The organism is Actinospica durhamensis (assembly GCF_018139695.1).
Lineage (GTDB): Bacteria > Actinomycetota > Actinomycetes > Streptomycetales > Catenulisporaceae > Actinospica > Actinospica durhamensis.
The window spans coordinates 1-12,075 of the sequence record NZ_JAGSOG010000261.1; the positions used below are offsets into that span (position 1 = coordinate 1).

Below are 12,075 nucleotides of genomic sequence, written 5' to 3' on the forward strand. Positions count from 1 at the left end.
TATTAAGTGGCTTTCGGAGATTCAGTTGGTGGATCGGGTGGAGCCGGGGTATTGGGAGGGTTTCGGGTACGCGGTGGACGGGTGGGTCGGTGCGTCGAACGGGAGGAACGATGCCCCCACCACGTGACGGCGAGGGGCGGATCGAGCGTTTCACCCGGGCGGAGCGCTACGTGCACTGGGCCACCACCGTGCTGATGCTGGTGCTGATCGCGACGGGCGCGATTCTGTACAACGACCAGTTGGCGATCTATACGGGTCATCGTCAGTTTGTGGCGGTGGTGCATCTGTATTGCGGGTTTGCGCTGCCGGTGCCGATGGCGGCCGGGGTGTTCTCGAAGGCCTATCGTGCGGATGCGCGGCGGCTGAATCGTCATACGGCGGATGATTTGGCGTGGCTCAGGCAGCGGGGCTGGAAGCGGGGGCGGGTTCGGGAGCGCGGGTTGAAGGTCGGGAAGTTCAACGCGGGCCAGAAGCTGAACGCGGCGTTTTTGTGTGGCTCGATCCTGGTGATGGCGGGTACCGGGACGATTATGTGGTTCCAGGGTCTCGCGAGTGTCTCGATGCGGACCGGTGCGACGTTCGTGCACGATTGGCTGGCCCTGGCTATCGGTTTCGACATCATCGGCCATGTGTACTTCGCGGTCGGTGACCGGCATGCGCGGGCCGGGATGCGCCGCGGGACCGTCCCGCGCTCCTGGGCCGAGCACGAACACGAACTCTGGGCCCAGGAGATCGCCGACCAGGAAGCCCGAGCCGGCCTGGACGGCCCCTGAACCGGCTCGGTATCGCAGCAGCCGATCACGGGGGACCCAGCCGTCAAGCACGCATGGAACCTGATGCTCAGACGGCGGTTTTGGTGTTGCCCAGCGCGGCGACCGCGGCGGGGTCGCCCTCGAGCGAGACTCGGGCCGCGTCGCGGCGTCCGCTCAGGTAGAGCATGATCTCGGCCGGCTCGCCGACGATCACGGCGCCGCCGGGCGGCCCGAAGCGGCGCGGTTCGCCTGCGGGCCGTCGCAGCTCCAGTCCGTGGGGGCGGATCTGGCGGGCGAGGCCGCGGCCGCTGAATCCGGTCATGCGCCAGGCCAGCTGCTCGAGGTCGGGCCGGTCGGTGCGCGGGTCCAGGCCGTTGGCCCGGCGCACGTCCTCGTGGTGGATGTAGTACTCGACGCCGTTCAGCAGCGTGCGCAGGCGGGGCAGCCGCCAGGGCACCAGAGGTGCGCCCGCGCGCAGGCGGGCGATCAGGGTCGGAAGCCCCTTCGCCTTCTCCGCGTCCATCCGCTCGTCGGTCCACTTCTTGAAGTGCTCACGCAGGACCAGGTGTGCGGCGAGGTCGAGGGTCGTCCAGCCTTCGCAGAGGGTGGGTGCGTCCGGCCCGAGTCGTGCCAGCAGGTCGCACAGTTCTCCGCGTTCGCGTGCGTCGATCGGCTCAGCCATGACGGCGGCTCCTTCGTAGGAGTGTGGTGAGTTCGTAGGAGTGGTGAGGAGGCGGGGGATCCGGGGATCGCCCGGAGGTGGGGACGGGTCCGGCGCCAGTAGAGCGCTCAGGATGGGACGCGAAGGATGCGCAGCATCGTGGTCTGCAGGGCCGTGCGAAGTTCTTCGTCGCTCAGGTCGACGAGGTCCGGCAGGGCCTCGGTGAGTGCGAGCGCCGCGCGGAAGGCGAGCCGTTCTTCAGGCCGCGGCTGGTCACCGAAGCAGAGCGCGAGGGTGCGGCGGCGCAGAACGGTCGTCTGCGCGTCCTCGTCCAGGGTGTGCTGTTTCGAGGCCGGATCGCCGGCCGCCATCACCGCGTAGTGGCGGTTGAGCACGAGAAAATCGACCGTGCCGGCGACCAAGTGCTCGATCCTGGCGCGTCGCCCCCGCATCACGGCGGCTTGCTCCAGCAGCTCCTCGATGCGCCGCAGACCCGGTTGCATGGCCGCGTGCAGGATGTCGATCTTCGCCCGGAAGTGGTAGTAGACGGCGGCTTTGGTCAGCCCCATCTCATCCGCGATCATCTGCAGCGACGTGGCGTCGTAGCCGCGTTCCGCAAACAGGCGTTCGGCGGTCTCGAGGATCGCCACCCTGGTCTGCTCGGCTTGGACCGCGCGGCTGGAGACGGCTTTCACCGGTGGCGCCATCGCGCGGCTCCTTTGCTCGGCTCTCCTCGGCGGCAGGTCGTTCCGCTTCGCATGCTACCTGCCGCCGACAAGCGAGTCACTAGCCATCGGAAAGTGAATCGCCTGACGGCGGTAGGTGGACGTCGGGTTCGCCCAGCCCGAGTTGCCGCCGCTTGCGCTGCGGGAGCGGCGGGGCCGAGTGCGACCGTGAGCGGTACGAAACGCAGACCCAGGACTGCGAGCAATCGCGTGAGGCGGCGTGAGCCGCGCTGTGCGATACCCGGGCTCGGCTTCGTATCCTGAATCAACATCGTCGTCGAACTCATCGCGTCCTCTAGAACATCCGATGATGGCTTCCATTTGTTGAGGCGGCGCGGGTGCCAGGCAACGGTCAGCGGCAACGCGATCGAAAGGCCTCCCGGTCATCCCTATCAGGATGCTGTGGGCGCGCCGAAGAGCCCGTCAGACCTTGTCAGAGCTCCGATGTATTGCGGTGATGCGGCGGTGCTTCGGCGGTGAGAAGCAGCAGCCGCGATGCGTGTCCGCCGTTGCGCGGGGCCCGGCGGCGGAGCGGCCGCCGTCGCCGATGCCGGGGGAGTTCGCGCGGCGCGGCCGGGTCTTCGGTCGAGTCTTGACTCGCCCGACACGCTGGTGTAAACCAATCTGAGGACGGAGAGCGCTCTCTGAGTTTTCCAGCCACGGCACCCGGTGGCCGGTCTGCGCTCGATGTCCCAGCACCTCGTGTTGTGCCGCTCCTCTGCTCGGTGTTGTGCCGCTCCTCCGCTCGACGCTCGGTTCCACCACAGCCGCATACCCGCTCCACGTCCCGCTCGGTTCCCTCGCTGCGCCCGTAACGCGCAGTCCCGGGACGGGTGGTGCCGTGTCGTGCGCTCAGCGGCGACGTGTCCCACGTTCCGTAAACGTTTCCGCTCCGTGGAAAGGCCCCGAAGACCCCTTCGGCCAAGCCGGCCGTGGAGTTGTGAACGGGACGCCGTTGCGCCCACCCACCCGCAACGCGCCCCGTCTTCGGGCTCGCAGCCCGCGTCGGCCGTACCGGTTCACGCAGACCCGGGCGGCCGGCAACAGGGTCCCGTAGTAGAACACGAATCCAAGGAAACAGCGATGAGTTCGAGATCCCTCTTGCGGCGGGCCGTTGCCAAGGGCCGCCGCCGGGCCCCCCGGGTCCGCGCCGTCGTCGTGGCCACGGCGCTGCTCACCTTCGCCCTGTCCGCATCGCACTCGGTGGCGTACGCCGCGACCGAAGCCCCGTACGGTGGTACGGCCGCGGCGGTGCCTGGGACGGTGCAGGCGGAGAACTACGACACCGGTGGTCAGGGTGTGGCGTACAACGTCAGCTCGACCAACGGTACTGCGAACAGTTACCGGTCGGACGGGGTGGACCTGGAGGCCACCACGGATTCCGGCGGCGGTGACGACCTCGGCTGGACGAGCGCCGGGCAGTGGTTCAAGTACACGGTGAACGTCGCGTCGGCCGGGAAGTACACGGTCGGGCTGCGTGTGGCCGCGATCAGCGCGGTCACGGATGGTCTGCATATAGCCAACAGCGCGGGTACGAACCTGTCGGGCAACATCAACGTCCCGGCGACCGGCGCGTGGCAGACCTGGACGACGGTGACCGCGACCGTCACGCTGCCGGCCGGTACCCAGACCTTGACGATCGATCAGGACACCGCCGGTTGGAACCTCAACTACCTGAGCTTCACCTCGAGCGGCGGTACTTCTGGTGAGGGCCCGTACGGCGGTACGGCCGCGGCGGTGCCGGGCACGGTGCAGGCGGAGAACTACGACACCGGCGGCCAGGGCACGGCCTACAACGTCACCTCCACCAACGGGTCGGCCAACACCTACCGGTCGGACGGGGTGGACCTGGAGGCCACCACGGATTCCGGCGGCGGGTATGACGTGGGCTGGACCGCGGCGGGGCAGTGGTTCAAGTACACGGTGAACGTCGCCACCGCCGGCACCTACACGGTCGGGCTGCGCCTGGCCGCGCCGAGCGCGGTGGGCGACGCGCTGCACATCGCCAACAGCTCCGGGGCCAATATCTCCGGCGCCGTCCAGGCCCCCGCCACCGGCGGGTACCAGACCTGGACCACGGTCAACACCAGCGTCACCCTGCCCGCGGGCACGCAGACGCTGACGCTCGACCAGGACGCCGCCGGTTGGAACATCAACTACCTGACCTTCGGTTCGGGCTCGAGCGGCGGGGGCAGCTACGGCGGCTTCCCGTCCGGGTTCTGGGGCAACACCTCGGCCATCCCGAGCGTCTCGAACGCCATCGAGTTCGACTTCCTCAACGCGACCAACGGTGCCTACCCGGACAGCGAGGTCTACTGGAGCGTCAACGGGGTCACCGAGTCGATCGCGCAGTCGCCGTACTACACGATGACCTCGTGCGGTTCGTGCCGGATCTACTTCTACCTCGGCACCGCGAACAGCCAGTACAACGACTTCGTCGAGCTGAACTCCAGCGGCACCACCATCAACGCGGACACCTCGCGGGTCGACGCATGGGGTCTGCCGCTGGCCGTCCACCTGCACAACTCGGACGGCTCCGACACCACGGTCGGCGACGACAACACCCTGTTCGCGGACAGCCGCAGCCAGGTGTTCTCGCTGTTCCAAAGCTCCGTGCCGACGGTCTTCCAGCAGCTCGCCACGGTCAACGCGCCGTACAACATCCCGGCGCCCGGTGACATCGCGGCCTTCCAGCCGGGCGGCGCCGACGCCAGCTACATGGTGGCCTACGCCGCCTCGGTCGGTGCGACCGAGACCACGCAGGAGGTCTTCGGCTGCCAGGGCGGCGGAAGCCCGGCCCTGAACGGCAACGCGGCCCTGTGCGCCGGACTGAACCGCTGCGTGGCCCAGTTCTCGACGACCATCCAGAACACCCCGGCCGACTACTACGAGAACGCCCCGTGCAACTACTACTCGGCGTTCTGGCACCAGTACGCGGTCAACGGCCTGCAGTACGGCTTCGCTTACGACGACGACAACGGACAGTCGTCCGACTTCAACAGCACCGACGCACAGTACGTGCAGGTGGCAGTCGGATTCTGACCCCGGGGGCGGCCTCCGGCCCCGGTTGTTCTCCCCTCGGGGGGAGAGCACCTTCCCTGTGACAGCGCCGGTCCGGCTCCCGCCGGGCCGGCGCCCGCCGCGCAGTGTCCACCATGCGCGGCTCCGCACACCCGCGCCACACCTCGACAGAAGATCAGGAGCCAACGAAGCATCATGAGATCTCTTCCGACCCCCCGGCCTCTCGCCGGCGCCGAACGGCCACGGGCCCGCCGCCGCTTGCGCGCCCGGGCGATCGTCGCGGCCACGGCATTGGCCGCGGCCTCGTTGACCGCAGCCCACACCGTGGCCTACGCCGCGACGGGCTCGCCCTACGGTGGTACGGCCGCGGCGGTGCCTGGGACGGTGCAGGCGGAGAACTACGACACCGGTGGTCAGGGTGTGGCGTACAACGTCAGCTCGACCAACGGTACTGCGAACAGTTACCGGTCGGACGGGGTGGACCTTGAGGCCACCTCCGACACCGGCGGCGGTGACGACCAGGGCTGGACGGCCGCCGGGCAGTGGTTCGACTACACCGTGAACGTAGCGACTGCCGGCACCTACACCGTGGGCCTGCGTGTGGCCGCGGTCAGCGCGGTCACGGACGGTCTGCATATAGCCAACAGCGCGGGTACGAACCTGTCGGGCAACATCAACGTCCCGGCGACCGGCGGGTGGCAGACCTGGACGACGGTGTCCGCCACCGTCACGCTGCCGGCCGGCACCCAGACCTTGACGATCGATCAGGATGCCGCCGGCTGGAACCTCAACTACCTCACCTTCACCAGCAGTGAGGGCCCGTACGGCGGTACGGCCGCGGCGGTGCCCGGGACGGTGCAGGCGGAGAACTACGACACCGGCGGCCAGGGCACGGCCTACAACGTCACCTCCACCAACGGTTCAGCGAACAGTTACCGTTCCGACGGGGTGGATCTGGAGGCCACCTCCGACACCGGCGGCGGTGACGACCTCGGCTGGACGACGGCCGGGCAGTGGTTCAACTACACGGTGAACGTCGCCACGGCCGGCACCTACACCGTCGGCGTGCGGATCGCGGCGCCCTCGGCCGTCGCCGATGCGCTGCACATCGCCAACTCCTCCGGTACCAACCTGTCCGGGGCGATCGCCGCGCCGGCCACCGGTGGGTATCAGACCTGGGCGACGGTGAACGCCACCGTCACCCTCCCGGCCGGCACCCAGACCCTGACCGTCGACCAGGACGGGGCAGGCTGGAACCTCAACTACCTGACCCTTGCGGCGGCCGGCGGCACTCCTAGTGAGGGCCCGTACGGCGGCACGGCCGCAGCGGTGCCAGGCACGGTGCTGGCGGAGAACTACGACACCGGTGGTCAGGGTGTGGCGTACAGCGTCACCTCGACCAACGGTTCAGCGAACAGCTACCGGTCGGACGGGGTGGATCTGGAGGCTAGCTCCGACACCGGCGGCGGTAACGACCTCGGCTGGACGAGCGCCGGGCAGTGGTTCAAGTACACCGTGAACGTCGCCACTGCGGGCACCTACACCGTCGGCGTGCGGATCGCGGCGCCCTCGGCCGTCGCCGATGCGCTGCACATCGCCAACTCCTCCGGCACCAATCTGTCCGGGAGCATCGCGGCCCCGGCCACCGGTGGGTACCAGACTTGGGCGACGGTGAACGCCACCATCACCCTCCCGGCCGGCACCCAGACCCTGACGATCGACCAGGACGCCGGCGGCTGGAACCTCAACTACCTGACGTTCGCCGGCGGCGGGGTCGCGCCGCCGCCCACCGGCGGCAGCCTCGGTTCCAACGTGATCGTGTTCACCCCGAGCGAGTCCGAGGCGAGCATCCAGAGCGAGCTGAACACGCTGGGCACCCAGCAGAACCCGAACCAGTTCGGCACCCAGCGCTACGCGCTGCTGTTCGAGCCCGGCACCTACGGCACCTCGGCCGACCCGCTGGACTTCCAGGTCGGCTACTACGAGGAGGTCGCCGGCCTCGGCCAGAACCCGGGCCAGACGGTGATCAACGGCACCATCGATTCGTACAACCAGTGCGCCGGCGGCGTGCAGACCAGCTGTGTCGCCACCGACAACTTCTGGCGTTCGGTGTACAACCTCACCATCAACGTCGCCGGGTTGACCGGCTGCTTCGCCGGTGACGAGGTGTGGGCCTCCTCGCAGGACTCCCCGATGCGCCGGGTGCAGATCAACGGCAACCTGACCCTGATGGACTTCTGCGACGGCTCGCCGGACTACGCCTCCGGCGGCTACATGGGCGACTCGCAGGTGACCGGCGCGATCACGAACGGCTCCCAGCAGCAGTACTTCACCCAGAACACCGGCATGGGCAGTTGGAGCAACGGCGTCTGGAACCAGGTGTTCTGTGGCGACCCGGGTGCCCCGGCGCAGAGTTTTGCCGCGAACGCCGGCGACAGCGGAGGCCCGGCCCCGTACACCACGCTGGCCAGCTGCCCGGTGACGCAGGAGGAGCCGTACCTGTACCAGGACTCCTCGGGCAACTACAACGTGTTCGTACCCTCGGTCCAGTCCAACACCACCGGTGCGTCCTGGACCGCGAACGGCACCAACACCCCGGGCACCTCGCTCTCAGTGAACAACACGTTCTATATCGTCAACTCCTCCAGCACCATCGCGCAGATCAACGCCGCGCTCGGTGCCGGGGACAACCTGCTGTTCACCCCGGGCGTCTACAGCTACGCCTCGACGATCAACGTGACCAGCCCCAACACCAAGATCATCGGCCTGGGCTTCGCCACCCTGATCCCGACCAACGGCAACGTCACCATGAACGTGGCGGACGTGCCCGGCGTCAACATCTCCGGCCTGATCTTCGACGCCGGACCGGTCAATTCTCCGGCCCTGCTGCAGATCGCCGCCGCCGGCTCCACCGCGAACAACGCCGCCGACCCGGTCAGCGTCGACGACGTCTCGTTCCGGATCGGCGGCGCCGAGGCGGGCTCGGCCACCAACACCTTCGTCGACGACAGCAACAACTCGATCATCGACAACGTGTGGGCCTGGCGCGCCGACCACGGCAGCGGCGTGGGCTGGACGGCCAACACCGCCACCACCGGCCTGATCGTCAACGCCAACAACGTCTCCGCGTACGGCCTGGCGGTCGAGCACTACCAGGGCGACGAGGTCCAGTGGAACGGCCAGGGCGGCTACCTGCTGTTCTTCCAGAACGAGAACCCGTACGACGTGCCGTCCCAGGCGGCGTGGATGTCCAGCTCGACGCAGGACGGCTACCCGGCGCTCTACGTGCCGAACTCGGTGACCAGCTTCACCGCGTACGGACTGGGCAGCTATTCGTACTTCAGCCAAGGCGTCGCGATCGAGAACGCCATGGCATTCCAGGTCCCGAATAGCTCCGGCATCTCGGTGAACGACCTGATGACCGTGTTCCTCAACGGATCCGGCGGCATCCAGTCGGTCATCGACGGCACCGGCACGGCGGTCAGCTCGACCAACATCGGGCCGAGCGACGTGGTGTCGTACAACTGACGACCCGGCGCCGCCGGCACCGGCTCTGATTCACCCGCAGGCCTGTCCCGCACGCTCCCAGCGTGCGGAACAGGCCTGCGGCGTGAGCCGCACCGGTCTTGCGGGGCCGGCTCGAGCGAGAGCGCCGTCGCGATCCGGGTCCGCTGCAAGCCGATCTCCGGGTTGTCCACGACCAGATCTCGCTCCAGGTGTTCAGCCGCGGTCAGCATCGCGGCCCAGATCACCTGGCCCGTTTCACGAGACTCAAGACCGAGCCGGGTGGGTGTCGGGCTTGCGGGCCAGGACGCCGTACAGCGGGACGAAGTGGGGGTCCTCGGTGTCGGGGTGCCACTGGTCGATGGTGACGATGCCGGGCGGCTGGATGTCCAGGCCGGTGAGCCATGAGCTGATCTGTTCGGCGCCACGCGAGATGAGCGGTACGCCCGTTGATCGCTGGTAGTCGTTGACGAGTGTTTCCACCTCGCGGCGCTGGCCGGGGTTTTCAGTGCCGTGGGAGATGGCGATGTAGCTGCCGGGCGCGGCACAGTCGGTGTAGGCGCGCACGATCTGGTCGGGGTATTCGGCGTCGGGGATGAAGTGCATGACCGCGTTCATCAGGACGGCGATCGGGGCGGTGAGGTCGAGCGTTTCGCGCACGAGGGGGTGGTTGAGTACGCTCTCGGGCTGGCGAAGGTCCGCGAGGATCGCCTCCACCTGGTCGACCTTGGCCAGCAGCGCCCGGGCGTGGGCGATGGCGACCGGATCGATATCGACGTAGACGACGCGCGTGGCCGGATTCACGTACCGGGCGGCCTCGTGCACGTTTCCGATCGTGGGCACGCCTGAGCCCAGGTCGAGGAACTGGGTGACGCCGCGTTCGGCGAGGTGGTGCACCACGCGGCCGAGGAACGCGCGGTTGGCGCGGACGCCTGCCTGCAGGCCCGGGAGGGCGTCGATGGCGCGCTGGCCCACCTGGCGGTCGACGGCGAAGTTCTGGCTGCCTCCGAGCCAGAAGTCGTAGATGCGCGCGGGGCTGGGCTTCTCGGGGTCGATCTCGGGCAGACTCAGTGCCAGTTCCGCCACGTCGATGGGGTCCATGCGAGCCAGTCTCGCACCCGCAGTGCCACCCGAGATAGTCAGAGGTCGATGATTCGCTCGAGGGCACGCGGAGCGGTGGAGCAAGGTCATGCTCACCGGGATCCGCGTGCCAAGGATGAATGCGATCATGGAGCGGTGGATCGGGACCTGTCGACGTGAACTACTGGCGTGGCCAGCTCGGTCGAAGTTATCGGCACCCGCAGGGCATCAGAGCTCGGCGAGTTCCTCCATCAGCGCCGCGGCGAGGCGCAGGACCTGGCGCTCGGTCTCGTTCAGATCGCGCAATGCGTCGGCCAGCCAGCGGTCTCGTCCGGCGGCGTCGACGGCGAGGGCATTGCGGCCGGCCGGGCTCAGGGCCAGGACGTACTGGCGGCGGTCGCGATCGTCGCGGTCGCGGGTGATCAGGCCGGTCTGTTCGAGGTCCGCGATGACCCGGGTGAGCGACTGCGGCTGCTGCCGCTCAGCGGCGGCGATCTCGCCGGGCGTGCTGGGGCCGTTGCGGTGAAGGTGGCTGAGTACGGCCAGCTTGTTCAGGCTCAGGCCGCCTGCCGGGCGTTCCGCGCGCAGCCGCCGGGCCAGCCGGGTCGCGCCGCGTCGGATCTGCGCGACCAGCTCCGGGGGAATGTCATTCGCCACAGTACTACGCTATCACTTACTATTTTAGCGGCGACTCAACGCGGCATCGGCAGCCTGTAGGGGGGATCGGTACTATCCATGGCTCTGGCATCGTACGTATTGCGTAATATGGGGCCGGTTTTACCCCAAGCGGCTGTGGTGCTCGTCTGCTTCGGCTCGGGACTGGCCCTTGACCATTTCGAGCAGCTCGGGCCGGACATCGTCGTGTTGACGGTCGTGCTCGGGATGAGTCTCGGGCGTACGCAGCGGCATCGCGGGATCGGGCCGCGGCTGCAGACGCTCGCCACGCTGCCGCTGATCTCGGTCGCCTGCACCGAGATCGGGCGGCTGTTCGTCGAGCATCCGAACGTCGCGGACACACTGTTCACGGTCGGCCTCACGCTCTCCATCTGGCTTCGGCGCTTCGGGCCGATCGGGCAACGGCTGGGCACGCTGATGGCGCTTCCGTTCATCGCGCTGTTGGTGGTGCCGGTGCCGGTGCTGCCGACGAACATCACGGCCGGCATGCCATCAGAGGGGCGTTCGATGCTGTGGAGCGCCGTCGCGGCCGTCATCGCGTTCGGGTGGGTGTGGCTCTTTCAGGAACTGGGGCAGCGTGTCGGGCTGATCGAGGCGATACCGGCGACGGCGGGAACCACGGGCAGGACCGCGCGCGCCGCCCCGCCGCGTACATCGGGCGCGCGGATTCAGGCGAGCACCCGGATGGCGACGCAGATGGGGCTTTCGCTGGGCCTGGCTTTCCTGATCGGGCGTTGGGCGTACGCGCCGCACTGGACCTGGATCGTGCTGACCGTCTTCGTGGTCAACAGCGGCAATCGCGGACGCGGCGATGTCGCTTACAAGTGCCTGCAACGGGTCTTCGGCGCCTGCGTCGGCACGGTCGTCGCGACGGTGCTCGCCGGGACGTTCGCGCCGCGTGACGCCGTGGCCGTCGCCGCGATCCTGCTCGTGCTGGTCGTCGGCGGCTGGCTGCGCACGATCAGCTACGCCTACTGGGCCGGGTGCGTGACCTCGGTTCTCTCGCTGCTCCAGGGCTATTTCGGCGAGACGCACATCGGGCTGCTCGGCGAGCGGCTCGAGCAGATCCTGATCGGCGGCGTTCTCGCCGTCGCGGTGAGCTGGTTCGTACTGCCGGTCAAGAGCGCCAGTGTCCTGCGACGCAGACTCGCGGACGCCCTGTTCGCGCTCGGCGCGTTCACCGAGGCTTTCCGCGCCACGCCGAGAGATCCGACCCAGCTGCGCACGCGGCACGCCGTGTTCCTCGGCGCCTTGGAGGAACTGGAGAACGTGGCCCCGACGTTCTACGGGCTGCGCCGCCTGTCCGCACTGCCGATGGTCGGCATGACGCAGCGGGGTCGACGCGCACGGGAGCGGGTGGAGACGGCGGTGGCGGCGATAGAGGCCGTGCGGGCCTGCGCGCCGCCGCTGCGTGCGCTCGCGGGCGCCGAGCAGGCCGACGCCGGAGGCGAACACCTGCGAACGGTGAAGGGGCACGCCGCCGCCGTGCGCGGCGCGCTCCGGGCACCGGAATCAGCACTCGCCTAGACGCAATACCAGTGACTTTGGCTTTGTTTGGTCGTTAGGTGGGTGTGCCGAGGCCGGGTCAGGTGAAGTCGTCGTCCGTGGGGCGGTTGTCGGATCGGGTTGCGTTGGGGGTGCTCACTCGGGTGGTGCC

Annotated in this window: 8 protein-coding genes and 2 pseudogenes; 6 read left to right on the top strand and 4 right to left on the bottom strand. The window is 68.5% G+C overall.

Features of this window, described 5'->3' with window-relative positions:
* Both KDL01_RS46165 and KDL01_RS32995 read left to right on the top strand, forming a co-directional pair.
* Positions 1–127, top strand: a pseudogene (locus KDL01_RS46165) (molybdopterin-dependent oxidoreductase); the annotation flags it as partial.
* Complete coding sequence (locus tag KDL01_RS32995; RefSeq protein WP_212532601.1) at positions 111–773, top strand: formate dehydrogenase subunit gamma; 663 nt, start codon at positions 111–113, stop codon at positions 771–773. The pseudogene KDL01_RS46165 and the gene KDL01_RS32995, both read left to right, overlap by 17 nt.
* A gap of 67 nt (positions 774–840) precedes the next feature.
* Here KDL01_RS32995 and KDL01_RS33000 read toward each other — a convergent pair whose 3' ends face one another.
* Together KDL01_RS33000 and KDL01_RS33005 are read right to left on the bottom strand one after the other, a co-directional pair.
* Entirely contained in the window at positions 841–1,434 is a 594-nt protein-coding gene (locus tag KDL01_RS33000) for a maleylpyruvate isomerase family mycothiol-dependent enzyme (RefSeq protein ID WP_212532602.1), read from the bottom strand.
* 107 nt (positions 1,435–1,541) lie between these two features.
* Positions 1,542–2,120 carry a TetR/AcrR family transcriptional regulator gene (locus KDL01_RS33005; protein ID WP_212532603.1) on the bottom strand — a complete coding sequence of 193 codons (579 nt, stop codon included), beginning with the start codon at positions 2,118–2,120 and terminating at the stop codon, positions 1,542–1,544.
* A gap of 1,101 nt (positions 2,121–3,221) precedes the next feature.
* Here KDL01_RS33005 and KDL01_RS33010 point away from each other — a divergent pair.
* Together KDL01_RS33010 and KDL01_RS33015 are read left to right on the top strand one after the other, a co-directional pair.
* Positions 3,222–5,180 (top strand): carbohydrate-binding protein, encoded by a 1,959-nt coding sequence (locus KDL01_RS33010; RefSeq protein ID WP_212532604.1) that lies wholly within the window; start codon positions 3,222–3,224, stop codon positions 5,178–5,180.
* A gap of 174 nt (positions 5,181–5,354) precedes the next feature.
* The gene (locus KDL01_RS33015) at positions 5,355–8,687 is read left to right on the top strand and encodes a pectate lyase-like domain-containing protein (protein WP_212532605.1); all 3,333 of its coding nucleotides are present in this window, start codon (positions 5,355–5,357) and stop codon (positions 8,685–8,687) included.
* 243 nt (positions 8,688–8,930) lie between these two features.
* Here the strand turns inward: KDL01_RS33015 and KDL01_RS33020 are convergent, their stop codons facing one another.
* Positions 8,931–9,764, bottom strand: coding sequence for an SAM-dependent methyltransferase (locus KDL01_RS33020; RefSeq protein ID WP_212532606.1), 834 nt, complete (start codon positions 9,762–9,764; stop codon positions 8,931–8,933).
* Between the two features lie 82 nt (positions 9,765–9,846).
* Here KDL01_RS33020 and KDL01_RS46860 point away from each other — a divergent pair.
* Positions 9,847–9,930: pseudogene (locus tag KDL01_RS46860) on the top strand (integrase core domain-containing protein); the annotation flags it as partial.
* A 41-nt stretch (positions 9,931–9,971) separates the two neighbouring features.
* Here KDL01_RS46860 and KDL01_RS33025 read toward each other — a convergent pair.
* A complete protein-coding gene (locus tag KDL01_RS33025) occupies positions 9,972–10,400 on the bottom strand; it encodes a MarR family winged helix-turn-helix transcriptional regulator (protein ID WP_212532607.1) in 429 nt (142 codons plus the stop codon).
* 78 nt (positions 10,401–10,478) lie between these two features.
* On the opposite strand from KDL01_RS33025, the gene KDL01_RS33030 reads away from it, so the two are divergent.
* Positions 10,479–11,945, top strand: a complete 1,467-nt coding sequence (locus KDL01_RS33030) for an FUSC family protein (RefSeq protein WP_212532608.1) — start codon at positions 10,479–10,481, stop codon at positions 11,943–11,945.
* Positions 11,946–12,075: the final 130 nt, after the last annotated feature.

Excerpts from the sequence above, each read along its gene's own strand:
- KDL01_RS32995 (WP_212532601.1), top strand. The coding sequence starts at position 111 with ATGCCCCCACCACGTGACGGCGAGGGGCGGATCGAGCGTTTCACCCGG.
- KDL01_RS33000 (WP_212532602.1), bottom strand. The coding sequence starts at position 1,434 with ATGGCTGAGCCGATCGACGCACGCGAACGCGGAGAACTGTGCGACCTG.
- KDL01_RS33005 (WP_212532603.1), bottom strand. The coding sequence starts at position 2,120 with ATGGCGCCACCGGTGAAAGCCGTCTCCAGCCGCGCGGTCCAAGCCGAG.
- KDL01_RS33010 (WP_212532604.1), top strand. The coding sequence starts at position 3,222 with ATGAGTTCGAGATCCCTCTTGCGGCGGGCCGTTGCCAAGGGCCGCCGC.
- KDL01_RS33015 (WP_212532605.1), top strand. The coding sequence starts at position 5,355 with ATGAGATCTCTTCCGACCCCCCGGCCTCTCGCCGGCGCCGAACGGCCA.
- KDL01_RS33020 (WP_212532606.1), bottom strand. The coding sequence starts at position 9,764 with ATGGACCCCATCGACGTGGCGGAACTGGCACTGAGTCTGCCCGAGATC.
- KDL01_RS33030 (WP_212532608.1), top strand. The coding sequence starts at position 10,479 with ATGGCTCTGGCATCGTACGTATTGCGTAATATGGGGCCGGTTTTACCC.